The sequence below is a fragment of the Legionella bozemanae genome (genome assembly GCF_001648595.1).
GTDB classification, from domain to species: Bacteria; Pseudomonadota; Gammaproteobacteria; order Legionellales; family Legionellaceae; genus Legionella; species Legionella bozemanae.
Genome location: NZ_LBAW01000020.1, coordinates 21,917 through 47,154, shown reverse-complemented (window position 1 = coordinate 47,154; position 25,238 = coordinate 21,917). Strand labels below are relative to the sequence as shown.

The window sequence follows — 25,238 nt, the reverse complement described above, 5'->3', positions numbered from 1 at the left end:
GTCTGGATAAACTTTTCATAAGCATGAGTCATGCTGAACTAAGTGAATTTTCTAATATAGTTCAATAATTCCTTTTGCAAGAATATCAGACACATCTATTTGGTTCGTTGAATGTATTATAGTATTACAAGTAATAAGTTGTTTTGCTCCTGCACTTAAGAGCATAATTTCTGTTTGATTATTAAAAAGGGCATGTACACCAATACATATTGGATTTTTAAAACCATTGTTTCTTAGTTGTTTTAGTGATTCGAACATGGTCACCCCTGAAGAAATGATATCATCAACAAGAACGGGAGTATTTTCAATGCCCTTTATCTCAGGCAGCGATACGGCAACTCGTTTATCATCCAGACGTTTTTTTTGAGCAATTACAAAAGAAAGATTGCTAAAATTGGCTATTTCAGAAACCCATTGCTTACTTTCTTCATCAGGTCCTATCAAAATAGGATTTTTAATATGGGAAGATATCCATTCAGAAATATTTTTTGTAGCATGTAATGTTAGCAGCGAAGGCATACTGTATATTTCAGAGAGCTGATGTATGCGATGTAAATGTGGATCAATAGTAATCATTCCATCGATACAGCTTGAAAGTAACTGAGCAAAAATAGTTGATGTAATTGCTTCACCAGAATGAAAACGTTTATCTTGCCGCATATAAGCGAGGTAGGGTGCTACTAAGCAAATTTTCTTTGCTCCAAGCTCCTTAAGGGTTCTAGCCATAAATATAAGTGGTAGTATTTTGCTATTAGGGTGATCAAGAGTACAGACTAAAAAAACCTTTTTATTTTTAACTTCTGAATTAATTCGAATATAAGATTCACTATCAGGGAATGTATGTATTTCTGCTTTACCAATTTCAATAGATAGTTTATTGCTCAACGCTTGAGTAAGTTCCTTGTTTCCTGGTAATGAAAAAAGAATGGGGTTGTCCATATTATTGCCCTATGTTTTTTCAGATGTGATTTTAATAATATTGGGCATGGATAAAGCATAGGTACAGGCATAGTCCAATATTCCTTTAGACTCTGCATGGATTCGATACAACAATTGACCTTTTTCCACATGCGTATTTAATTTTGCAAAAAATTCAATACCTGCTGCAGGCTCATAAGGAGCCCCTGCCAATTTCGCTATTTTAGCTAGATTCCTATTATCAATTTCAGCAATACGTCCATTTTTGAGCGCAACAACGTCATATGTAAATGATGCAGTAGGGGGAACTTTAAAACCACCCTGGGCTTCACAAATTGCCAAGAATTTTTTTAATGCAGTACCATTTTCCAATAGTTTTATTGCTAACTCTGTGGCTTGCTGAAAAGGTATTTTTTTTCCCAATTCAAGCAAGATCGCAGCAAGTGTAATTGCTTTATTTTTTAAATCGATAGGTGCATCCTTATCATTATATAGCACAGCCAGGATATCTTTTGCTTCTAAAGCTGGGCCAATCCCTTTTCCAAGAGGCTGATTTCCATTTGTTTTTAAAGTAATGACATTCAGCTTAAACGCATTGCCTACTAAAGAAAAATAATTTTTATATTTGAAAAACTCAAGATCAGAGCGAATTTTTGCTGTGGGCCCAACCGGAATATCTATCAGCACATGTGTAGCACCAATCGCAATTTTCTTAGACAGTACAGATGCTATCATTTGTCCCATTGGATCAATATCCAGCACCCTTTCTACTCGAATTAGAATATCATCTGCCGGGCTTAAACCTAATGCACCGCCCCAAACCATGCAGCCTCCTTCACGTGCTACTACTTTTTGAATTTTTGAAAGAGGCAGATTTACTGCTGTCATTGTTTCAATAGTATCGGTAGTACCTGCCGGAGACGTAATTGCTCGTGATGAGGTTTTGGGAATAATGAGCCCAGCTGCAGCCACAATAGCTACAACAATAGGGGTTGTTCTATTGCCAGGAATACCTCCAACGCTATGCTTATCAAGAATAATAGGATGGTTCCAATGCAATTGCTTACCTGTTTTAACCATAGCATGTGTGAGGTAAATAATTTCTTCAATGCTGAGATTGTCATGGCCACAAGCAGTAATAAAGCTTGATAAATGAATATTGGAGTATTTACCAGCTACAACATCACTGATAATTTCATAAAATTGAGATGCTGTTAGTATATTGCCATATATTTTAGAACGCACATAGTTTATAGAAGTTACTGGAGGTAGGTGATATATATTAATCAAGTCGCCTTCTTTGGCACCAATTTGCTCCCAGGCGCTTTCGGAAAGACTGGCTTCATATTCTTGTAAAATATCAGAATGAATAATGTATAATGATGCGATTATCGATTTTTTATTTAACTGAACAATAACTCGTGCTTGTGTTTCGAACCCTTCCGAAATACAAATAAAACAGTCTGAACGTATAAAAAGAATAAATTCGTGTCTCGTATCAATACCTAATTTAACTAATTTTAATTTATTTGATCTTTTAGGTGATTGGTTATTCATCTTAATTTTTCTTGATCTAAATAGTTAGGAATCACACAATTCCAATGAAATCTTTGTTCTATTTTTACTTTAAGAGATTCGGCAGACTCTTTTTCCCCATGGGTAATAAAAATTTTTCGGGGTGTATTTTTTAAGTGTGCTAACCAAGACAGTATTTCAGCATAATCTGCATGTGCCGAAATATTTTCCATCTGTATTACCTCAGCTCGAATTGGAATCATTTGCCCAAACATTTTTATTTCTTTCTCACCACGAACCATTCTATCCCCACGAGTTCCGCCTGCTTGAAATCCACTGAAAAGGATGGTGTTTCTATAATTGGGGGCAAAATTTCGTATATGATGTATGACTCGACCCCCGGTAGCCATGCCACTAGCAGAGATCAAAATCATGGGCATTTTTTGTTGATTTAGTGCAATAGACTCTTCTGTGGTACGCACGTATCGAGCAACACCACAAAGTTCAGCACATTGTTGGACAGTTAAGCGACTTTCATTTGCATGACGGGAAAAGATTTCTGTCGCATTCGTAGCCATCGGACTATCAACAATAACAGGAATATCTGCAATTACTTTTTTTGATTTTAATTGTTGAATGTAATACAACAAGCATTGTGTGCGACCGACCGTAAAAGCAGGGATTAAAACGATACCGCCTCGTTTTACTGTACGGTTAATTATTTCTCCGAGTTGTTCCTCGGGATTTGTTATACCATGTAAACGGTTACCGTAGGTTGACTCGACAACTAAATAATTTGACTCTAATGGTGCTTGGGGGGGATTCATAATGGGATCTTGTGATCGACCAAGATCCCCTGAAAAAAGTACAGATACATTATGATGACAAATTTGTATAAAAGATGCTCCAAGAATATGTCCCGCATAATGAAAGCTTGCATAAAAATCATCATGCATTTTAAATTGCTTGTTGAAGGCTGTAGGATAAAAATAGTTGAGCGATAATTCTGCATCTTCGCGAGTGTAAAGAGGAAGGGCCGGATGATGTTTCGAATAGCTTCTTTTATTTGCATAAAAAGCTTCCTCCTCCTGAAGATAGCCGCTATCAGGTAATAGTATTTTACACAAATCATATGTAGCCTCAGTACAAATTATTTTTCCACGAAATCCATTTTTTACCAGCAGAGGAATGTATCCACTATGATCAATATGAGCATGTGTAAGCAAGACATAATTAATATTTTGAGGCTTAACAGGTAGTGATGACCAATTGCGTAAACGAAGTTCTTTATAACCTTGAAAAAGACCACAGTCGACAAGGATTTTCATATTTTCAGTTTGCACTAAATATTTTGAACCTGTGACTGTTTGAGTAGCACCTAAGAACTGAATTTCCATGAATTATCCTTATTGTATGGATACTATCTATTATAGGTTGGTTTAGGGGCATTAATTAAAAAACGATAAAGAAATAATCAATTTAATAAGATTCTTCTAAATTTAACGTAGATAAAAGTAAATCTTTGCATGCATCTAATGATAATAAACAATTCAAGTGATTTTTTGGGCTTCGAATTCGTTGCATAATATTAATATTTGTTAAGACACTCTCTGACCGCATTTTTTCACATATCCACTATAATATGATCACTATTTTTATATTCAAGGAAGAAGAGATGAAAGCGCTTATCTATAAAGGCAAAGGAAAAAAAGCAATTGAAGATCATCCCAAGCCAGAAGTTCAAAATCAAACTGATGCAATTATTAAAATGAAGAAAACAACAATATGTGGCACTGATTTGCATATCCTTAAAGGTGATGTTCCCACATGTGTTCCAGGCCGTATTCTAGGGCATGAAGGAATCGGAATTGTAGAAACAGTGGGCGAAAACGTTAATGCGATTTCGCCGGGTGATCACGTGCTTATTTCGTGTATTTCATCATGTAGTAAATGTGACTATTGTCGTCGTGGGATGTATTCACAGTGCCTGACAGGCGGTTGGGTTCTTGGTAATATTATTGATGGCACTCAAGCCGAATATGTACGGATACCTCATGCAGATACCAGTTTATATAAAATTCCAGATATAACGGATGATGCAATGGTTTTGTTAAGCGATATATTGCCTACTGGATTCGAATGTGGCGTATTAAATGGAAAAATTCAACCTGGTTCAACAGTTGCCATCGTTGGTGCTGGCCCAATTGGTTTAGCTGTACTTTTAACTGCACAACTCTATTCTCCTTCAGAAATAATCATGATTGATAAGGACGAGCATCGTTTAGAAATTGCAAAACAATTAGGTGCAACTTATATTTTAAATAGTCAAAAAGAGAATATCATTCATAAAGTAATGGAAATAACACACCAATTTGGAGTGGACGCAGCCATTGAAGCGGTAGGAATTCCAGATACTTTTGTGATGTGTGAAGATATTGTAGCGGCGGGTGGCATTATTGCCAACATTGGAGTCCATGGAATTGAAGTGCCCCTACATTTAGAGCGATTATGGTCAAAAAATATTGCTATTACCACGAGACTTGTTGATACCATTACAACACCTACTTTGCTTAAAATGCTTTGTACAAAAAAACTTAACCCAAACAAGCTTATTACCCATCATTTTAAATTTGAAAATATCATTGAAGCATATGAGACTTTTGCTCAAGCGAGCAAAACTGGGGCTATTAAAATGATCATTAGCATGCAGTAAAGGATCTTTATGTGCATGATAAATAGGACCATGTTTCAGGTGATTGTGTTTTGTCAAAGGTGGTGCACACTATATTATCGAGAGTTTACGTTCATATGATAAAATTTTTAGAATGTGAGACGAAGAATTTTTGATTTGCCTCCAACATGTTAATCTAACCTTGTGAATACGGTTGTTTCAATTTATTGAATAAGGCAGCGATCCGGCTTTTCATCTTGCAACGACAATGTGACAAAACCGCAGGGTACCTCAGTGTGTTTTTCTTTATCTTGACTCGGTTTCGTTTGTGACTCCTGAAGTGGTGATTGCACTTTGGGCATGGTTTCTTTGATACGCTCTAGCGAAAGCTCATCGGCAGGGTCAACGAAAAATCCGGCTCTCACATGACTAAAACAAGGATTAATCCCATGCTCAGCCCTTAGTTTATTCTCATTGATATTACCGCGATCAATTGTCCATAACTCTTCTATGCTTCTTGAGAACAATCTTTCTATATACATTTTGTCACTGTCCAAAAAAGCCATTTTACGTCTATCTTTACCTCTAAAAAAATGTAGTGTATGTGTAAACTCATGTCCAATGGAGATAAAGGCAGGTTTGAAAGCTAAACTGGTTTCTTTGCCATACGTTAATGCTTGTAATGGATAACGAGAGTCTTCCCAAAAATTACGAGGATATAAAAGCTGCATTTGCTTCCATATTGTTCTGGGATAATTAAAAAATTTTAATGCTGGCTTTGTAGTTGCATCAGTCATTGCCGCGGATTCACCAACACCTGAGGTTGCTACAGGGGTAACAGATAACATAGGGGGATTTTTTTCTTCAACTGAAATGCGACAACCATGCTGCTCTGCAAGTTGATTTAATTTGATAATCAATCTCTGTCCGGTTGGTTGAGATAATAGTTGACGCACAAATACTGCAATATGTTCTTTCTCTTTGCTTTTTTTATCAAATACCAAAACAACATCCATAAAGTAATTATATTGCTCGCGCAAATATTCTGCGGGATGTGATTGTTTATCTTTGGGGATTAATTCCATGTTGAACGCATGAAAATATAAAAGTGGGTTTTGTAAATGTACGTTATGTAGTGCATTGAGTTTTTGATTCAGCTGACTGACTTCTTCAAATAAATCTGTAAAAACAATACCTGTTTTTACGTCTTGGTTACTATCAAATAATGCTAAAGTTTGATCAATACGCCGGTAGATTAGATGCTCTAAATTATCAGCTTGCTGAATAATATCGTCACTCTGCAGTCTGGGTATGTCAGCAAGAAAAGCATCAACTTGGGCTGTCATTTTTTTATTTTCTAACCGTTCTTTCTGTAGGTTTTTAGTATACACTGTATGTTTCTCAAGCATCATTATTTCAGTATATAACACAACGAGGCGGCGTTTACCAATAAATAAGCAAAAAACTGTATTTTAGGGGTAATGATATGTGCGTTCTTGCAAAAATTTTCAACCTCAACAATGGTCTAATAAATATCTAATAGGATTAAGTTTCTAAATATCCAAAAGCCCTATTAGCAGCGAGGAAAATAGATATTTACCAAAAATATAAGGTTAGAAAATAAATTCCTCTCTTAATGTTCTATTAATTGTCAATTTGATATAATATGGAATATGAAGGATTGATTTAGTTTTAAATACAATCGCTCATGTAGTGCGGCAAGTCTTCTCCTTTTTATGCTCGTTATCACCTATCTCAAAAATTACTCGATGTTTTCTTAATGTCCACTTAATCTATATATTGTACTATATGTGTTCTTTAATTATTTCAAAGGGTGTTTCATGTTATCAAAGACGGTCAAAATGTCATATGAAGGTCGATTCTTTGTGCCCACCGTTGAGCTAAAAGAAAGAATAAAATCAAAGCAGGAAGTAAGGCCGGAAGATTTTACGATAATAGCTTACTCAAGTTCTGGTGGCGGAGAGGAATCTATCACTTTATTAGAGCAGACTACGGCAGCCTTTCCCAAAGAAATGGTGCGAAATTTAGTCTGTTTGTATCCTGAGCGCCTTGTTGAACATGAGATTCTTGCTCAATTACAAGCAACAGTAAAATTGGATAAGCATGTTGATGATGAGATGGATACATTTGGGCATGCTTTTACCATGGTCCAAAAAAAGTTAGAAGGGAAGTTGCTTGCGGGAGTAGTGTCCAAAGTTGCTTTAATGCATGCGAATACGAAGCTGGATGTTATCGAATTTTTCAATGATTTGGCCAATGGAAAATCAAAAGAGGAGTATCCTTTTTCTTCTGAGGAGTTAGATGCTCTAAAATCATTTTATGCATCAATTTCAGGAAAAGAGCCTTGGAGCACTGATAAAGAATTACTTAAAGCGGTTTGTGTTCAGCGAGGTATGGCCTTGATTTATACTCAGAGAGCCCGAGTAATCATTGAACCAGTAGTGGCGGAATCTATTAATGAACTTTGTGAGCAAAATGCTTTGGAGGGATTAGAGTACGTTGAAAAAAAACGCTCTCTAGCTGTATTTACTACTGGAGGAGTTGCCTCTGGAAAAGGGAGTTGTCTGAAACTTGTTTCAAAAGTTATAGGACACTATGAGCCTGAGCCTGTTGCATGGAATCAGCTCGTTCATCATAATGCGGATAGACTGAAACCTTTTCTGCAAAAACCCGAAGTAGATCCCCTGAAATATTCTCAATTTACGTACGAAGAAGCCCTGTTGGTTAAAGAAAGGGTAATGCACGTTATTGCGAAAAAAAGCAATGCATTGGGAGGAGAACGATATCCTCATTTTCTTCATGACCAAACCAAATTAAAAGCTGATGAGCTTCGAGAGGCGAATCAGCGCTATGGTGAAGTAGACATTGTTGCGATTTCTACGGATGTAACTTCTGCTGTTGAACGAGCACATGGTCGTGGGAGAACCACCCAACGCTATGAGCATACAGAAGGGTTGCTAGGTTCCCATCAAGCAGTACCAGGGGAAATGATGAAATCTTTAAATCAAGAGGAATTAATCGGTTCCAATGTTTCTGTGGCGATGTTTGATAATAATAGTCCGACACGAGAATTGACCCTGTTTGCAACAATAAATATGAGAACGAAGGAGATTAATATTTATGATAGGGAAATGATGCAAAATTGGATTAAGAAAGAAAATATAAATCCTAAAGCAAAACCAGGGGAATCTTTATATATGGAGAAGCCGGTTCGTTCAATTGCGGAATATTTTGGTCCTTTGCTTGAAAAAGGTTTCGAACTGGAGTATCCGCAGGAAGAGACTACCATGACATTTAAAGTATAATTAAATTACCCTATTTGCTAAAGTTAACATATGGTGCTTATAATGTTCATAACTTATTCACAAGGAGTAAAACATGATGTCGAAAGAAGCTAATGGTACAAAAAGTCCTAAGGATGCTACAAAAAAATGGTCTTTTTTAGATACGTCCAAACAAGTTTTGGATGAAGAGAAGAGCTTAAATAACTCAGAAAAAGAAACACCAGTTAAGGGTAAAAAAGAAGCTATCACCAGTTCAGATAATATGGTTGAAGCGGAACCAGATATAAATCGGCTTTTTAAGCATAAATAGTTTGGATATAAGAGGCTATCGAAAAAATCGATGCCTTAGATTGTTGGAAACGAGAAAAGCCCAAACGCTTCCCTCGTGTCAAAAAATTTTTTTGATATCCCTAAACTATTATAATAAGGTCAGGTTCTTCCATGAAAAGAGGCTCAAAAGGTTGGGTCTATTTTAGATGTTTTATTCAGGGAAACACGGCAGCTTTTACTCTTTGTACAGGCTAAGGGAATCTAATGATACTCAATTACGGAGTAATGTTTTTTGGGATAAAAAGCATGCTCTTAATTCATCACGATGAATCGAAAACTAAATGAGCTATTCCTGCTATCTCATAAATACGTGATCTGATTTATTAGTGTCTTAATTAAACAAATTTGCATAACCCAGGTAAGGCGCTTTTCATTGACCTCCAGTACCGTTTTAAAAACTAAGTTAATGATAGTCCACTACTGTCACAGTTACGCTACAATTTATGACACAGTAAACCACTGCTTAAAAGGTCAGTTTACATCACAAGCACGTTGAAAATTTTTAATAGAGCTATCAATTTCATTCATTCCATCGGTAAGGAAGGCGGATGCTATCGAGCAATGTGAGGGCACACCCCCAGGCCTACCGGTACAAATGTGTCTTTTATGAGCTAAGGTTTTTATTCTTAGTATGGTTAGTCTCTGCTATTTGTGTGTTCGTGGTAGATTTTGAATCAGATGCAAAAAAACATGAGCTGTTTTAGCGGTATTTTTCCTGCGTTTTAATTTTACCATTCACATACGCATCAATGGTCTTAGAAAAATCAGTTTGTAGGATCATCTCATTAAGAAATTCTTTGAAATTATCACTAGTAATTATCTTGTTATCTGCTAGGTCATGGATGCCTTTTAGGATTAAATCAATATCATTTTGTTGCGCTAGTTTGTGAACGGTTTCTTTTGTTAATAAATCTGCATCATCTAAGAAGTCTAAAAATTCTTGAAAGCCAGGCCTATTACAATGAAACAGATACTCTTGGACGTTATCGTTTGAAAAGGATCTATCAGCATATCGTATTTTATTTAAACCTTTTAAGGCTAAAGTAAGGTTGTCTTGCAGGATTAATTGACGAAAATTGTCTTTTATTAAAAACGAGCTTTTTAATAATCAAACGATCTTAATGAATTATTATTATGCAATTTATAAAATAAACTGTCAATTTGTGATCGTTGTTGAAACCATAACTTGCATCAGCAGAACTCTCAAATTTAATGAAGATGATTTTGGGCAACTGCAGCAAGCAGCATTTGGAAAATTTAAAAAATTGAAAAATGAATCTGGCTTTCTGTAACAATTAGGCAACTAAATAATAATGACGCCTATACTATTTTGGAATTTTGAAATACTCATCAATGATTATGAATATAAATAAGGCATTATGAGCAATAATGAATAATTAGCCTATAATTTAGATTATAGAAAACTGATGATTGGTATTTTGAAATGCAAAGTAAAGAGTTAGAAGATGGGAATCAAACGAAAAGACAAATCGTTTCACCTTCAATAGAAGAAATTATGGGAGGAGACGACATAACAAAACATTATCTCGATGAGGAAAACAAGCAATACAGAATATATCGTTACAACAAAGAAGTTTATGCTGTTCGCATGGAGGAGCCGAGGGATTTTTCACACATGTGGAGTAGTCATAAAGGTGAACATATTTCTCAAAGAAAAACGTTAGGTTCAGGTCAATTCGGAACGGTATATCAAAAAACAAATGATAAAGCATTTAAAGAAGTTGGCCGAGGGGAGGATAAACCAAGAGATATTAAAACAAATCTTGCAATTCTGGATCAAAAGTTTCTGCTTAAAAAGCATAATATAGAAGAGTTTTTTGTTTTGGGTTTATGGAATATTAAAGACAAACATGTGTTTAATATGCCAAAGTTAGCCTCTGCAGAGATGAAGAGAGATGAATTAAAACCTAAATTTGAGGAATTTATTTTAGCACTTAAAAAAGTTAACGAGTTAGGCTACATGCACCCTGATTTAGCAAATAATGTTAGGCATAATAGCCCACAAAATATGCTTGTTACAGCCGAAGGCGTAAGAACAATTGATCTGGATTCAGGATTTATGCCTTATGTTGAATGGGCTAAAGAACCAACAGATAATCCAATTTCAGCCAAATTTAAGCAACAGGCTCTTATTTCAGGCAGGGATCAATGGTTATATGTATATAATTACCATTATCCCACAGCAGAGGGTAGAAAGGTATGGAGAAAAGAAATAGAAGACTGGTACGAAAAAAACCCGGGAAAAACTTTATCAGAAGATCCAGATGCACTATATTCCTTTTATAAAAAAGGGACAATCGCTCTGCCTCAAAGTTATGTGGATGAATTAAATCTGAGAAAGGAGGAAGAGTATCTAAAGAAGAATGAGTTGAACAAAGAAAATACTAAAGAAAGCATTCCAGAGTATCGCAAAGGTAGTACGAAGGATAGGAAACATGATTTTCGAGAAGTCAGTACTGACCATACCTCCTGTGAGGTTTTTAAAAAAGAATATCAAGAAATAAAAGGAGATTCGCTAAAGAGGGCAATTCTTAAATCACTTAAAGATTCGGTAGCGGATATAGAATCGCCAGAAGATTTACAAAAATTCAAATCTGACTTTTTTAATTCTCCTGAAATGGAAATCATTAATACCGCTCAAGGTAAAACTACAGAACTTTTAGGAAAATTCGGTTTTAAAACAGACTCTCATCGGGCGGTAGTGAAAATTTTCGAAGAAGCAGCAAAAAGGTTTGAAACAGGTAATCAAAATATTCCGAAATAAGATTGTTTTTTTAACCTACTGAAAGCCATTGAAGTATAATACACTTTAGGTATCTATTTGTATTTCGATAAAATATTACTATAGGCATAAGGGTTTGTACTGAATATAAAAGCACTAAAACCCAATAAATAATTATAAAATGCAATCTGATTTTGCTAAGTTTTAATACTGGGACCAGATGGCAAATCTGTAAAGATGCTAGTAATTGATTATGTTTGTTATCTCAATTAATTTTTAAGGCATAAGTTAAGTTTAATAAAACTCTAAATCATTCTAGGTTCTTAAGTAAGTAATTTCACTAATTGAATTCTCTTTCTGAATAGATACGGAGGTGAATAGTTAGGGCAATATGTTTATACAATAAAAGTTATGAGGGTTTCGATTTATCAGGTTAAAATTTGTTAAAACAAAAAATAGCTCTATAACGAACCCATCGTTCTCTGTTTAATCTATTATGCTTCGATTTTTTTATTATTTTTTATCTCTTTAAGTTATGCCCAATCACCAGGTTCTTTTTCACAAGCTAAGAAAATTGCATCCCAATTATTTCAACAAAACCCTCAAACAATATATTGGCAATGTAACTATGAAGATAAAAAGGTTGATCTAAAGAGTTGTAAGATGCAAGCTGCTGAAGCAATTAAGAGAGCACATAGTATTTAATGAGAGCATAATTATAACTGCTGAACATTTTGGGCAACAATTTGAATGCTGGCGGACTCCCTTATGTGAGGACGGTGGAGGAAGGATGTACAAAGGATGCAGATGCTGTGAAAAAATAGATGATCGATATCGACATGTAGAAGCAGAACTTTACAATTTATATGGCCAGAATTAGGAGTTGTGAATCAAGCGCGATCTAACTACCGATTTACAACATTGCCTTATCAATCTGATTTTCTAGGATGCGCAATGATAAAGCCTCCCATCGTGCTGAACCCCCTGATAAAGCAAAAGGAGTTGTAGCTCGGGCTTATCTTTTTATGTCTGATCATTATGGTCTTTCTTTGAGCTCCTCACAAAAGAAATTATTAATTGCTTGGAATAAGTCATATTAAGTCATATAAACCTAGTTCTTGGGAAAAGCAGTGGGCTTCCAAGGTAGCTATGATTGAGGGCTATGAGAACTCTTACATTACTCAAGGGCAAAAGAAAGCGAATAATTAAAATGGAATGACAAAAGTTGAGCCCTTGTAAAGATTATTTTTTAGGCAAAAAGTTAAGCGGTAAACATTCCAAAATAAATATTAAAAATAGTTCGAGTCAATTGTTTTTTTATTTTTTATTTGTTTAACATATCAAAGCTTATGTCTTTTCTAATTCACTTATCTGGGGATATCTAAGGTTTACCCCTTTATTAAGTCAAATCGGCTTCCAAGTAAAAGTCCTTGCACACTTGGGCTAGTTGGCATGTGCAAAATGAAACAGCCTTACACGACTTACAAGAGTTTGGAGGCTGGTCAAATTACGAAACGGTACTACGTTATGACACCTTTCAAGTGACCATTTAAGAACAGCTGCAGAACGAGTTTATGACACGTTTTTGCCACAGTAGGTTGGTTTTTATGACACAGTATTTTGACTAAGGCATTGATTTTAAAAGAAAAAAATGACGCGCCCGGAAGGATCAAATATTAATTAGTATTTAGAGCTTATTATTAAATTAAAATGATCCCAAGATTCAGGGGAAGGATAGATTCGTCAGTCACTTTGTTCCTTCCTCACCGCTTTGCGGCGCGCTGAAGCGCGTCCAAAATGCTGCGCCGCGCTTTGCGCTCTTCGCTTCGCATTTTGTCGAACCTCGTTCGGTTCGAACACTTCCGGGCCAAAGACATTGGATGTTTTTGGCTGTCATTTCGGAGTGATTTTTGCTTTTGTGATTTTTATTAAAAATGGCGCGCCCGGAAGGATTCGAACCTCCGACCCCCTGGTTCGTAGCCAGATACTCTATCCAACTGAGCTACGGGCGCGTTGACTGGCGGAGAGAGAGGGATTCGAACCCTCGATGGGATTTCTCCCATACTCCCTTAGCAGGGGAGCGCCTTCGACCACTCGGCCATCTCTCCAATCAATGGTTGCGCAGTATAACAGGTATTTTGATGCCGTCAATATGCAATATCTATAAATTCAAGTTGAATGCATGGAGACAAAAACTTTAAATACACCAATATGATCTATAATTATCCAAAGAAGGATAAATTGCTTTGTGAATCTTATAGTATTCATTTTTTCAAGAAGTTAGTTTAATAATTTTTTATTTAATGCTTTATAAAAATTTCCAAATTTTCATGATTACTGCTACTCTTTATCATTCATAAATCAGAGCTACTATCGGTGAAGAGGTATGGCGTTAAGTTAAAAGATCTGGGTTATTTCAAAAGAAGTATGCTGCCAATTTGATACAGAGTAATTGGGAGTAATCTACTCTTTTAACGAAACATCGTTGCAGTGATGTAACCGCAATTTAAAAATAAGGAGGATCGATGAAACAGAAGTCGAATTTACATGGCCGAGATGTGTATATTGTTGATGGAAATCGAACACCATTTCTAAAGGCCAAGGGAATAGGTCCTTTTTCTGGATCTGATTTAGCGGTAGCTGCAGGGATGCCATTATTAAATCGACAACCCTTTGCTCCAACAGAGTTGGACGAAGTAATTATTGGTTGCGCAATGCCTAGCCCAGATGAGGCAAATATTGCTCGCGTAGTTTCTTTGCGTCTGGGATGTGGTGAAAAAGTACCTGCATTTACGGTAATGAGAAATTGTGCCTCCGGAATGCAAGCATTGGATAATGCAGCCATCCAAATTGCAAGTGGCCGCAGTGATTTGGTTCTTGCAGGGGGTACGGATGCCATGAGCCATGCGCCATTATTGTTCAACCAAAAAATGGCATCTTGGTTAGCCAGTTGGTATTCTGCGAAGAGTATGAGCCAAAAATTAGGGCTAATCACACAATTTAGACCGGGTTATCTTGCCCCTGTGATTGCTTTGCTGCGTGGCCTTACTGACCCTATTGTCGGTATGAACATGGGACAAACTGCCGAAAAAGTTGCTTACCGCTTTAATATTACCCGTGAACAAATGGATGAATTTGCCAATCAAAGCCATTTAAGACTGGCAAAGGCTTATGATGAAAATAGAATGACGGAAGTCACACCGCTTATTGACTCTAAAGGACGTATTTATTCACAAGATGACGGATTACGAGCAGATTCAACCGTAGAGAAATTAGCAAAATTAAAGCCTTTTTTTGATAAAAAATACGGCATGGTAACCCCTGGTAATAGTTCGCAAATCACAGATGGGGCTTGCTTGTTATTGCTGGCCAGTGCTGATGCTGTGAAAAAATATGGTTTGCAGGTTATAGGAAGAATAGTTGATTCACAATGGGCTGCGCTTGATCCTTCGCAAATGGGACTTGGCCCAGTACATGCAGCAACTCCTATATTACAAAGACAAAAATTAAAACCTGAAGACATGGATTGCTGGGAAATTAATGAAGCGTTTGCTGCTCAAGTTTTGGGTTGCGTTGCTGCTTGGAATGATGAGAATTATTGCCGAACTCAGTTAGGTTTGGAAAAGGCGTGGGGTGGCCCTTCATTAGAAAAGCTTAATCGCGATGGCGGTGCAATTGCAGCAGGGCATCCTATAGGCGCAAGTGGTGCGCGAATCGTATTACACGTTTTAAAATCATTGGAACAAAAAAATGAGTCGCGAGGTATGGCTTCTATCTGTATTGGTGGAGGACAGGGCGGGGCTATGTATCTTGAACGAGTGACTGAGGTGAAAGGACATGAATAATTACAAACATTGGGACTTGAAACGCGATAGTGACAATATTCTGTGGTTAGGCTTGGATAGAAAAGATACATCTATAAATAGCATTAATGAAGAAGTATTAGATGAACTCAACAGCCTTCTGCATGAAGTGTCGCAAGATAAAAATGCTATAGGCTTAATTGTTCATTCAGCTAAAGAAAAAGGGTTTATCGCGGGCGCAGATGTAAATGCTTTTTCAAAATTTGAGACTCCAGCCCAAGCAGTAGATTTTTTGCGAAAAGGGCAAGCTGTTTTCGCTCGATTACAGGCTCTTACAATTCCTAGCGTTGCTATGATTGATGGTTTTTGCATGGGTGGCGGCTATGAATTAGCTTTGGCCTGTACTTACCGAGTTGCTAGTGATGAAAAAGATACTCGAATCGGTTTACCCGAAGTCATGTTAGGTATACATCCTGGTTGGGGTGGTTCTGTACGTTTACCTCAATTGATCGGTGGCTTTAATGCTTTATCGCAAATCATTCTAACCGGTAATGCAGTACATGCGGCAAAAGCTAAGAGTTTAGGTATGGTTGATGAGGTCGTTCCTGTACGTCAGCTAAAACGAGCCGCAGTTTATTTTATTAAAAATAAACCACCAAAACATAAACCTTCCTTCATACAAGGACTTACTAATAGTGCTTGGCTAAGAAAACCTATTGCTGCTTTAATGCGTCATAATATTGCTAAACGGGTGCGAAAAGAACATTATCCTGCGCCTTATGCCATTGTTGATTTATGGGAGAAAGAAGGGGGTATAGGGGATAGGGCTTATTTGAAAGAGATAGATTCGGTGGAACATTTAGTATCTACTGGAATTACTGCAAAAAACTTAATCCGCGCTTTTACCTTACGTGAGCGTTTAAAAGGCTTTGCAAAAGGCAGTGATTTTAAGGCAAATCATGTACACGTTATTGGTGCTGGTGTCATGGGAGGCGATATTGCTGCATGGTGTGCTCTACGTGGCCTGCGAGTCACTTTGCAAGATCAAACTTATGCTCAAATTGCTCCGGCAATTGGCCGTGCTCATGCATTATATAAGAAAAAATTACGTAAGCCCCGTCTGATACAAGCTGCGATGGATAATTTAATTCCTGATCCTGAAGGCCATGGTATTGCCCGCGCTGATGTAATTATTGAGGCGGTATTTGAAAATCTTGCAGTAAAGCAAGAAATCATGAAAAAAGTTGAAAAACTTGCTAAAAAAGATGCCATCATTGCTACCAATACCTCCAGTATTCCATTGGATGAAATCAGTAGTGTCATGGCTAATCCTAATCGCCTGGTTGGAATTCATTTCTTCAATCCAGTTGCTAAGATGGACCTGGTTGAAGTAGTGAGCAGTACACAAACCTCTAAGAAGGTTGAACTTAATTCATGCGCTTTTGTCAATCAAATTGGCAAACTGCCGTTACCGGTTAAATCCAGCCCAGGATTTTTAGTAAATCGGGTCTTGATGCCTTATCTCATGGAGTGTGTCCAATTACTGGATGAAGGATATAGTGCTGAAACTATTGATGAAGCAGCTTTGTCTTTTGGTATGTTCATGGGACCTGTAGAGCTTGCAGATACAGTGGGATTAGACGTCGGTTTGGCTGTTGCTGAAAATTTAACAGGCCATTTTGGCGGAACTGTACCACAAAAGCTGCGTGACATGGTTAAAGAAGGTAAGCTTGGTCGGAAAACAGGTCAAGGGCTTTATCAGTACAAAAATGGTAAGCCAATCAAAAAACAACCTAGTACGCCAATTCCTCCACATATTGCAGATCGCTTAATCCTAAGAATGGTTAATGAATCAGCAGCTTGTTTGCGTGAGGGTGTTGTTGCTGATGCAGATTTGCTTGATGCAGGTATGATTTTCGGTACTGGATTTGCCCCTTTCCGTGGCGGTCCAATGAACTATGCTAAGGATTTTGGAACCAATAATTTGGAAAATTTATTTAAGACTCTTGAGTCCAAGTATGGTGAACGTTTTAAAGTGGATGAAAGCTTTTAATTTGCTTTTGCTATTTTTATAAAATATGTAGCTTGGGTTCCGTTACACGCCACCCAGGCTACTTCTTTACCCTAGTCAGACTATGTTTATGGATAATTCATTGAAAATGATCTTTATGAAACAAAGGTTGTTCTTCTTGATTTTTATGCAATTTTTTTTTGTGTTTATTTCTAATGCAACCACTTTGGTTATACCCGCAACAGGTGATGTGGTTGGCGAGGTTCAATATGCGCAATCCGAGTTAAACGAAACGATTGATGAGATAGGAAAACGTTTCGATGTCGGATATTATGAGCTACTCAGAGCAAACCCTCAAATTGATGCCAGGCGTTCTTTAACGAGTTCAGGGCTTATTATTCCTACACAATATATACTGCCTAATGTTCCTAGAAAGGGAATTGTGATTAATTTAGCAGAATACCGTCTTTATTATTTTCCTGAAAATGAGAATGTAGTAATTACTTTTCCCGTTGGTATCGGTCGGAAAGGTTGGAATACTCCTTTGGGGGTTACTAAAATTGTAGCAAAAGAAGCAAATCCCAAATGGCGTCCAACAGAAAATCTGCGTGCCGAAGCAGAAAAAAATGGAGATTTTCTCCCAGATGAATTTCCTTCAGGACCATATAATCCCTTAGGCCAACATGCCTTGCGCTTGGGATGGCCAACGTTTCTTATTCATGGAACAAACCGAGCTAATGGAATTGGCACGCGCGTGAGTGCAGGATGTATTCGCATGTTTCCTGATGATATTGAATTTTTATTTCGAATGGTCCCTGTGGGAACTCCAGTAAGGGTGATTAATGAACCCGTTAAAATTGGAAGACATGATGGAGTCTGGTTTGTGCAAGTACATCCTCCTTTAAGTGAGCAGAGCGGGATAACACTGCAATCAGCCCTGAAAAAACAATTATTAAGAAGTAATCATGCATTAAACTTAAATAACAACAAAATAATTCAAAATGAATTTGCTCATCCTACAGGTTTACTCAGAAAAATTTAGAACGAGACGAGGCTGCACCCAAACTCTTGGAGGGGTCTATATTTTTTCTTGAACAGTATCGAAATAGGTAGTAGCTAATCCATAAAACAATAAATCCCCCGATGATATCAATTAAATAATGCCATCCCAGTAAAACGCATGAGGCAATAAGAAAGACATTAATTATGGATAATAGAACGCAAGGGATTAGCCATTCTCTAAGAAGATTTACACATAAGATTGCCCAAATTGCGTGAAAAGAGGGAAGGGCTATTAATCCTCCTTCATTTGTAGTTGGATTAATATAGTGATGAATTTGTTTGAATTTAAAGCCTGTGGCAATTTGCTCTGGCGAGAAGAATGGACTGTTGGTAACGCTTGCTGGAGCAGTAGTAGGAAAAAAATAATAAAATCCAAAACCAATTAAGGCAGTGCACAACAAATAGAAATAATATTCCCTGATTAGATGAAAGCGACATGTGATAATAATCAGCACAGGCAAAATACTCATTTGATACGGAAGGCTGTCATAAACGATACCAAGTAAATATTTGAGCTGAGGATGATTATGGGTCCAGGCTACTATGGACTCCATGTAGATATGCATATACTTCTCTTCAAACAAGACAATAAATGGATCAATAATTGGGAATGGGGTTAATTGCACTGCATTTGTAGCGAAGGCAATGACGCACATGATGGCAAAAAAATAAACTAGTTCTCGTCCAACTTGCCTAATTTTATTGTCTTGAGGAAAATAGAGGACGAGCCCAAGGTTCAAAAGAATTAAGACTAAAGCAAGAAAGGGGATATTTTCAGGAAAGTAGTTATTCCCTGGATATTTGTAAAAAAAATGATTTACTAAAAGAATAATAGAAGATAAGGCCAGAATTAAACCAGAAAGAACTATAATCGAACGCGATGATACCTGACCCATTTTAGATAAATTATTCAACGGTTTCTAAAAGTTTTTTTTGTTTAATGGCATGAAAAATCTCTTCCCTATGCACGTTCACTGATCTGGGTGCATCGACACCAAATTTTATATTTCCATGTTCTTGTGTTTTAAAAGCCAAAATCTTAATAGTTGCATCACCAATATGAATCATTAAAGGTTCTTCAAATTGAAGAGAAATTATATCCATTAATTACCTCTGTACCTTTCAAATAAGTTGATTATAAATCAAAGACATTTAAGTTATGCACGGTAACCTAATTCATGGATATTTGTCACTATAAATTAATAAAAAAATTTTAAATAGGGAGTTTGATTTACCTATTTCAGATATTTAATTATTTTTAATTGTTTGATAATTGTATGATGCGATTAAAATGGTTATAATTAGCAGCTTTTTTTAAACCTTGCCTTACTGTTGTTTTAGATGACAGAAGGCTTTTTCCATAAGGAGAAATCATGAGACATTATGAAATTATGTTTCTTGTGCACCCGGATCAGAGCGAACAAGTACCAGCAATGGTAGAGCGCTATGAAGGGATCATAAGTAAGCACAATGGGGTGATTCACCGTAAAGAAGACTTGGGTCGTCGTCAATTAGCTTATCCAATAAGTGATGTACACAAAGCACATTACATTCTTATGAATATTGAATGTAGCCTTGAGGCTCTGGATGAAATAAAAAATGCATTCAAATATAACGATGCAATTATCAGAAACTTAATTACTCGTCAAAAACAAGCGATCACTACTGAATCTGTTTTGATGAAGAAAGAAAAAGAAACCAGATCTGCTTAAGAGGAGCCCTAATTATGTCAGCTTATTTTCGTAGAAAAAAAATGTGCCGTTTTAGTGCTGAAGGCGGTAATGAAATAGATTATAAGGATATCAATTTACTGAAAAATTATATTTCTGAAACGGGTAAAATTGTACCAAGCCGTATTACTGGTACTCAAACCCGTTTTCAAAGACAATTAGCAAGAGCAATTATGCAAGCCAGATTCCTTGGTCTGTTGCCATATTGTGATAGCCATAAATAATAATGATGAGTGCAGGTAATTTCATAACAAAACAATGCAAGGTAATACTCGAAAGCAAACAGCAAGCAATTATTTATGCTGTGGTTTTTTCAATATTACCCTTTGCGTCTTGGCTTTCAGTTGCCTTAGTAAGTTTGGTGACTTTAAGAAAGGGTGCAAAATCTGGTTTTGATGTTTTATTACCTGCGCTTGTTATTCATTCTGTTCCATTGATGATGTTAATACCATTATCCGGAGTACTAATTAATACTCTTATTACCTATCTTCCATGTTATTTTGCAGCATTGGCTTTGCGAAATACTGAACGATGGCAGGTAGTCGCTGGGGTATTTTTTTTACTGGCTTTTTTTGGGTGTCTACTCATTCAACTTTGGATTCCAGGTTTTATTGTCGAACAATTTAAATTGTTTAAAATGATTTTGACACAATACCAGGAATTAGTTGAGCCCGCTCTTAATGACATAAATTCAGTAGTTTTGGCGCAATTATTTTTCGGAATTCAGATCTTAAGTGTTCTTGTTTCTGCAATAATTTCCTTAATGTTTGCGCGAGCAATGCAAGCAAAATTATTTTTACCTGGAGGATTCAGGAGTGAATTAATGGCGTTTCGTAGTGGTAGACTTTCATTTTTAGTTTTTTTGGGAGTTTCTTTAGCAACTTTTTATGAAATTCCTTTAGCTATGAATGTACTCCCCATAGTGCTTTGTTATTTCTTGGCTTCGGGATTTGGTCTGGCTTATTTTATTTTTTCTCGTAAGAGACAAGTTAGGGTTTTCATTTTATTGATGTTGTTAATATTGGTGAAACCCACTTTTGTATTATGTGCCTACATTGTCCTTGGTTCATTAGACAGTTTAGTTAATTTTAGATCGTATTTCCCTTCAAGGGTTGGCGAATCAATTTAAGGGGTTATTAAGATGGAAGTTATCTTATTAGAAAAAGTGAGAAATTTAGGTAACCTGGGTGATAAGGTAAATGTAAAAGCAGGTTATGGTCGAAATTTTTTGATACCACAAAATAAAGCTGTGTTTGCAACACCTAAGAACATTGAGTTATTTGAACAACGCCGAGTTGAGCTTGAGAAAAAAGCCCAACAATCTTTGGCTACTGCTGAACAGCGTGCAGCTAAATTGAGTGATATTACTTTAGTTATTAATGCCATGGCGAGTGACGAAGGTAAATTGTATGGTTCTGTAGGCGTTAATGAAATCAAAGATGCTTTGGCCGAGAAAGGTGTGGATGTGGTCAAGCGTGAAATTGTAATGCCAGAAGGTCCTCTGCATTCAATTGGTAATTTTGTGGTTGAGATACATGTCCACAGCGATGTTATTGCTAAATTGAATGTCGAAATCGTTCCATCCAAGTAATTTCTGTAATTCTCATAGCCTGGGGAAACGTAGCGCAACCCAGGCTTTCTTTTATAAAAACCTGAGTGGTTGCGACGCATTGGATTGGTTATTTACACCAAGAGAATTCGATAAAGTGCAAGCAGGGCAATGACTGTATTCAGAACTGCCCAAATATAAGAAGGAGATAATCCTTTATGTCCGCTATAGTAAGCATATACAGCAACTAATGAACTGCCCGAGAAAAATATCCATTTATCATTGTAGGCAAATCCCATAGAAAGTAAGGCAATACCAAAAACTCCCAATATTAAAAACACACTATTTTCCTTACCAAACATCAAATAGAACGTAAGCAATTGGCAACACATCAATATAGGTAAGAAAAACTGAGTATAAGGCCCACTACCCAATAGAATCGCTGCATGCCCTGCAATAAGTATGAGTTGAAGCGCTATAAAGTAAAGCATTCTAAAGTAAATAGCTGTTACAAGTAATGCAACACCACCAATAAAATAGTAAAGTTGAGAATGAAGTTTGGGTGGGGTGGTTCCAAAAAACTTCAAAAGACCACACACGATTATAAGTGAACCAACACACCCTATAAGAATAAATATTTTTCTAGTCACGTATCACCATTTTAAGTAAATTCCTTTTGCCACTGACTCTTGGATAATTGCACTTTGGGGTTTATTAAATGCAATCCAATAATTTCCCATGTTGCTCAGGGCAAACTTAACTCTCGGATATTGACATACTTCTAAGACATTACGACAGTCCACTAGAGTAGTATTTTCGTCAACGCGTTTATAACATTTAAAATTTAAGTTTTTGACATCAGAAGCAAATGCGCCCCAACTCATTGAATCCAATGTAGCATGTAAGGGCGGACTCATAAAGGCCTCTTCTGTATTTACACGCTCCAATTCAATTTTAGAATCAGAATGGTTTTGTATTAAATAATAAGATTGATTTCCTGTTTCATTTAAAATCAGATAATTTTGGCTGTATCCAAAACCCGTAACTTCACATCCACGTGGGAAAATACTTGCTGCTTGAGTTGAGCTAATGAGTATCGCAGAAAAAATAATCGATTTATTAATTTGGTGAAATAAAGACATAACTACCTCAATAAGTATATTTTGTGGCTTATTTTAATCATAAAAAATACAAAGTCTATCCCACATACAAACTATTCTTTTTGTGCGGCAATCTTTGCCTTAATCATAGGGTAATAAGTTCTGTAAAAACTTAAAAATAAGTACATTCCAACATAAGCCACAGACAGGCTAAGACAAATGATATTTGTATTAGGATAGCTAATAAGTATGCAAATCGAACTAACAGCATAAATAATAGAACAAATATGCATGAGTATTTTTAATATTCTGGATTCTGTTAAATAGTCCAGTCTTGAGGGATACACATACTTTACAGGGACAAAAATAAGTATGGAGAGAATGATTAATATAATGGCATTCGTTGCCGCAGAAGTATTGAAAATAAACATGTATAAAATAGTAATATTCCAGTAACAAGGAAATCCTTTGAAAAAATGGTCTGGAGTTTTGGCATCACATTGGCAAAATTGATAAGCAGAAGTAATGGAAACCGCCGCAATAAGAAAGACAGAATATTCAGGTGGAAGCATACCTGGTTTCACGAGTAAGAAAAAACATGGCGTAATAACATAATTTAAGTAATCAACAATATTATCAAGCAGAGCCCCATCTATCTTGGGCAAAATTTTCTTAATATTGACCAGGCGAGCCAGCGTTCCATCAACTGCATCGATCACAACAGTAATAAACATAAGCCATAAAGCGAAAATGTATTCGTGCTGATATATCTTTACTAATGAAAAGACACCGATACAGGCTGCACTCGCAGTAAAGAGATGCACTGACCAAGCCGCTACGTAGTGTAATGGATGGAATTGCTGTTTGCTTAAGTTCATTAATTATCCTAGTGTTATTAGAAAACCATTGCTTGAAAACACGTTCTCTTAAAAATATGGATTTTCCGAAATATTTATTAATTGTATTAATGTATTGATTTAAACTACTATTGCTTTTTCTGAAAATCTAAGAGTATGAAAATAGTATCAATAATCAAAAGTAGTGTGCAAGGAGAGTTGATAACTTTAATTAAATATACTTTATTCTGTATGGAGACATTATGATAATTCAAACTGTAAATCCCGCAACTGAACAAATATTACAAAGCTATGATTGCATGAATGAGCAGGATGTTGAGAAAAAACTTAACGACTCACATGAAGCATATTTGGAATGGAAAAAAACGTCTTTTAGTCAAAGAAAAGCATTAATGTTGCAACTTGCCCAACTCTTAAAAACAAAAACAGATGAATTGGCTCATTTAATGGCAACTGAAATGGGCAAACCAATTACGGCGGGTAGGGCTGAAATTAATAAGTGTGCCTGGTTATGCGAGTATTTTGCGGAGCATGCAGAAGAATACCTTTCTCCAAAAGTAATCCAAACGGACATGAAAAAGGCAAAAGTATGTTATCGTCCACTTGGAATTGTTTTTGCCATCATGCCTTGGAATTTTCCTTTTTGGCAGGTTTTTCGATTTGCTGTGCCTACGCTCATGGCTGGAAACGTTGCCGTATTGAAGCACGCACCTATTTCTACGGGAACAGGTAACAAAATAGAAGAGCTATTTCTAGAAGCAGGATTTCCAGCCTACGTTTTCCAGCATGTGATCGTTGATAATGATGTAGCGGCCAAAATTATAGAACATCCTCATGTTATTGCTGTTACCTTGACAGGAAGCGGGCGTGCAGGACGTGCTGTCGCAAGTCATGCAGGAAAATTTTTAAAAAAATCAGTGTTAGAGCTTGGTGGAAGCGACCCCTATGTCGTTCTTGAAGATGCTGATCTTGATCTTGCTGCCCGTTGTATTGTGAATTCAAGACTCAGTAACTCAGGTCAAGTCTGTATTGCTGCTAAGCGTATCATTGTTTTAAAATCCATTGAAAAAGAATTGACACAGAAGATAATGGAGCAAATGGATGCATTTAAAGTGGGGAACCCACTTGATTCAGAAACCAAGCTTGGTCCATTAGCCCGTTCCGACTTGCGTGAAAACTTACAAATTCAAGTAGAAAAATCACTGAAACAAGGTGCTAAATTATTGGTAGGTGGTATAATTCCCGCAGGAAAAGGGTTTTATTATCCACCAACTTTATTAACTCAAGTAAGGCCAGGTATGCCGGCTTTCGATGAAGAGTTATTTGGACCTGTTATTGCTCTTATTACAGCCAATGATGAGAAAGAAGCCCTTGCATATGCAAACCAAAGTCAATATGGTTTAGGTGCTGCGGTATTTACTCGGGATTTGGAGAGAGGAGAGCATATAGCTACTTATGATATAGAAGCTGGCGTTTGTTTTGTTAACGCTTTTGTAGCTTCAGACCCCAGGTTACCATTTGGTGGAATAAGAGAGTCGGGTTATGGTCGTGAATTATCGAAAGAAGGTATATTAGAGTTTGTTAATACTAAAACCATAGCCATTAGTGATTCTTAATATTAACTCATACTGGGTAAGATATGAT

Annotated in this window: 22 protein-coding genes, 2 tRNA genes and 1 pseudogene; 14 read left to right on the top strand and 11 right to left on the bottom strand. The window is 36.5% G+C overall.

The window, feature by feature from the left end:
- Nucleotides 1–51: 51 nt before the first annotated feature.
- From A8O27_RS13920 to A8O27_RS13910, 3 genes are read right to left on the bottom strand one after another with little or no spacing between them, the layout of a single operon-like run.
- Complete coding sequence (locus A8O27_RS13920; RefSeq protein ID WP_058457732.1) at nt 52–939, bottom strand: ribose-phosphate diphosphokinase; 888 nt, start codon at nt 937–939, stop codon at nt 52–54.
- A 9-nt stretch (nt 940–948) separates the two neighbouring features.
- The gene (locus A8O27_RS13915) at nt 949–2,475 is read right to left on the bottom strand and encodes a thymidine phosphorylase family protein (RefSeq protein ID WP_058457733.1); all 1,527 of its coding nucleotides are present in this window, start codon (nt 2,473–2,475) and stop codon (nt 949–951) included.
- Nucleotides 2,472–3,830, bottom strand: coding sequence for an MBL fold metallo-hydrolase RNA specificity domain-containing protein (locus tag A8O27_RS13910; protein WP_058457734.1), 1,359 nt, complete (start codon nt 3,828–3,830; stop codon nt 2,472–2,474). The genes A8O27_RS13915 and A8O27_RS13910 overlap by 4 nt, the downstream gene beginning before the upstream one ends.
- A gap of 278 nt (nt 3,831–4,108) precedes the next feature.
- Between A8O27_RS13910 and A8O27_RS13905 the strand changes: the two genes are divergently transcribed.
- A complete protein-coding gene (locus tag A8O27_RS13905) occupies nt 4,109–5,146 on the top strand; it encodes a zinc-dependent alcohol dehydrogenase family protein (protein WP_058457735.1) in 1,038 nt (345 codons plus the stop codon).
- Nucleotides 5,147–5,328: 182 nt separating this feature from the next.
- Here A8O27_RS13905 and A8O27_RS13900 read toward each other — a convergent pair whose 3' ends face one another.
- Nucleotides 5,329–6,495 carry a hypothetical protein gene (locus tag A8O27_RS13900; protein ID WP_131744474.1) on the bottom strand — a complete coding sequence of 389 codons (1,167 nt, stop codon included), beginning with the start codon at nt 6,493–6,495 and terminating at the stop codon, nt 5,329–5,331.
- Between the two features lie 450 nt (nt 6,496–6,945).
- Between A8O27_RS13900 and A8O27_RS13895 the strand changes: the two genes are divergently transcribed.
- The 5 genes and pseudogenes from A8O27_RS13895 to A8O27_RS19365 form a co-directional block, all read left to right on the top strand.
- The gene (locus A8O27_RS13895) at nt 6,946–8,430 is read left to right on the top strand and encodes a DEAD/DEAH box helicase family protein (protein ID WP_235810446.1); all 1,485 of its coding nucleotides are present in this window, start codon (nt 6,946–6,948) and stop codon (nt 8,428–8,430) included.
- A gap of 73 nt (nt 8,431–8,503) precedes the next feature.
- Complete coding sequence (locus A8O27_RS13890; protein WP_058457737.1) at nt 8,504–8,719, top strand: hypothetical protein; 216 nt, start codon at nt 8,504–8,506, stop codon at nt 8,717–8,719.
- Between the two features lie 1,464 nt (nt 8,720–10,183).
- On the top strand, nt 10,184–11,524 hold the full coding sequence (locus A8O27_RS13880) for a hypothetical protein (RefSeq protein ID WP_058457739.1): 1,341 nt from the start codon (nt 10,184–10,186) through the stop codon (nt 11,522–11,524).
- Between the two features lie 905 nt (nt 11,525–12,429).
- Nucleotides 12,430–12,582, top strand: a complete 153-nt coding sequence (locus A8O27_RS19370) for an endonuclease (protein ID WP_235810447.1) — start codon at nt 12,430–12,432, stop codon at nt 12,580–12,582.
- 333 nt (nt 12,583–12,915) lie between these two features.
- Nucleotides 12,916–13,079, top strand: a pseudogene (locus tag A8O27_RS19365) (site-specific integrase); the annotation flags it as partial.
- 338 nt (nt 13,080–13,417) lie between these two features.
- On the opposite strand, the gene A8O27_RS13870 reads toward A8O27_RS19365, so the two are convergent.
- Together A8O27_RS13870 and A8O27_RS13865 are read right to left on the bottom strand one after the other, a co-directional pair.
- Nucleotides 13,418–13,494 (bottom strand) — tRNA-Arg (locus A8O27_RS13870).
- A 6-nt stretch (nt 13,495–13,500) separates the two neighbouring features.
- A tRNA-Ser gene (locus A8O27_RS13865) sits at nt 13,501–13,590 on the bottom strand.
- Nucleotides 13,591–14,007: 417 nt separating this feature from the next.
- Between A8O27_RS13865 and A8O27_RS13860 the strand changes: the two genes are divergently transcribed.
- From A8O27_RS13860 to A8O27_RS13850, 3 genes are all read left to right on the top strand, one after another.
- Nucleotides 14,008–15,327, top strand: a complete 1,320-nt coding sequence (locus tag A8O27_RS13860) for an acetyl-CoA C-acetyltransferase (RefSeq protein ID WP_058457740.1) — start codon at nt 14,008–14,010, stop codon at nt 15,325–15,327.
- Entirely contained in the window at nt 15,320–17,338 is a 2,019-nt protein-coding gene (locus A8O27_RS13855; protein WP_058457741.1) for a 3-hydroxyacyl-CoA dehydrogenase NAD-binding domain-containing protein, read from the top strand. Before A8O27_RS13860 ends, A8O27_RS13855 begins: the two co-directional genes overlap by 8 nt.
- A gap of 115 nt (nt 17,339–17,453) precedes the next feature.
- Nucleotides 17,454–18,338, top strand: a complete 885-nt coding sequence (locus A8O27_RS13850) for a L,D-transpeptidase family protein (RefSeq protein ID WP_235810448.1) — start codon at nt 17,454–17,456, stop codon at nt 18,336–18,338.
- On the opposite strand, the gene A8O27_RS13845 is transcribed toward A8O27_RS13850, so the two are convergent.
- Both A8O27_RS13845 and A8O27_RS13840 read right to left on the bottom strand, forming a co-directional pair.
- Complete coding sequence (locus A8O27_RS13845; protein ID WP_058457812.1) at nt 18,325–19,254, bottom strand: phosphatase PAP2 family protein; 930 nt, start codon at nt 19,252–19,254, stop codon at nt 18,325–18,327. The genes A8O27_RS13850 and A8O27_RS13845 overlap by 14 nt on opposite strands.
- Before the next feature lie 10 nt (nt 19,255–19,264).
- Nucleotides 19,265–19,462 carry a carbon storage regulator gene (locus A8O27_RS13840; RefSeq protein WP_058457743.1) on the bottom strand — a complete coding sequence of 66 codons (198 nt, stop codon included), beginning with the start codon at nt 19,460–19,462 and terminating at the stop codon, nt 19,265–19,267.
- 269 nt (nt 19,463–19,731) lie between these two features.
- On the opposite strand from A8O27_RS13840, the gene rpsF reads away from it, so the two are divergent.
- The 4 genes from rpsF to rplI are packed head-to-tail and all read left to right on the top strand — an operon-like array spanning nt 19,732 to nt 21,679.
- Entirely contained in the window at nt 19,732–20,070 is a 339-nt protein-coding gene (gene rpsF / locus A8O27_RS13835; RefSeq protein WP_058457744.1) for a 30S ribosomal protein S6, read from the top strand.
- A gap of 14 nt (nt 20,071–20,084) precedes the next feature.
- A complete protein-coding gene (gene rpsR / locus A8O27_RS13830; protein WP_010653600.1) occupies nt 20,085–20,312 on the top strand; it encodes a 30S ribosomal protein S18 in 228 nt (75 codons plus the stop codon).
- Between the two features lie 2 nt (nt 20,313–20,314).
- On the top strand, nt 20,315–21,217 hold the full coding sequence (locus tag A8O27_RS13825; RefSeq protein WP_174223900.1) for a hypothetical protein: 903 nt from the start codon (nt 20,315–20,317) through the stop codon (nt 21,215–21,217).
- Nucleotides 21,218–21,229: 12 nt separating this feature from the next.
- Nucleotides 21,230–21,679, top strand: a complete 450-nt coding sequence (gene rplI / locus A8O27_RS13820) for a 50S ribosomal protein L9 (RefSeq protein WP_058457745.1) — start codon at nt 21,230–21,232, stop codon at nt 21,677–21,679.
- A 92-nt stretch (nt 21,680–21,771) separates the two neighbouring features.
- Here rplI and A8O27_RS13815 read toward each other — a convergent pair whose 3' ends face one another.
- The 3 genes from A8O27_RS13815 to pcsA form a co-directional block, all read right to left on the bottom strand.
- On the bottom strand, nt 21,772–22,287 hold the full coding sequence (locus A8O27_RS13815; RefSeq protein WP_058457746.1) for a hypothetical protein: 516 nt from the start codon (nt 22,285–22,287) through the stop codon (nt 21,772–21,774).
- A gap of 3 nt (nt 22,288–22,290) precedes the next feature.
- A complete protein-coding gene (locus A8O27_RS13810) occupies nt 22,291–22,779 on the bottom strand; it encodes a hypothetical protein (protein WP_058457747.1) in 489 nt (162 codons plus the stop codon).
- Between the two features lie 71 nt (nt 22,780–22,850).
- A complete protein-coding gene (gene pcsA / locus A8O27_RS13805; protein WP_058457748.1) occupies nt 22,851–23,615 on the bottom strand; it encodes a phosphatidylcholine synthase in 765 nt (254 codons plus the stop codon).
- A 221-nt stretch (nt 23,616–23,836) separates the two neighbouring features.
- On the opposite strand from pcsA, the gene A8O27_RS13800 reads away from it, so the two are divergent.
- On the top strand, nt 23,837–25,210 hold the full coding sequence (locus A8O27_RS13800; RefSeq protein WP_058457749.1) for an NAD-dependent succinate-semialdehyde dehydrogenase: 1,374 nt from the start codon (nt 23,837–23,839) through the stop codon (nt 25,208–25,210).
- Nucleotides 25,211–25,238 lie beyond the last annotated feature (28 nt).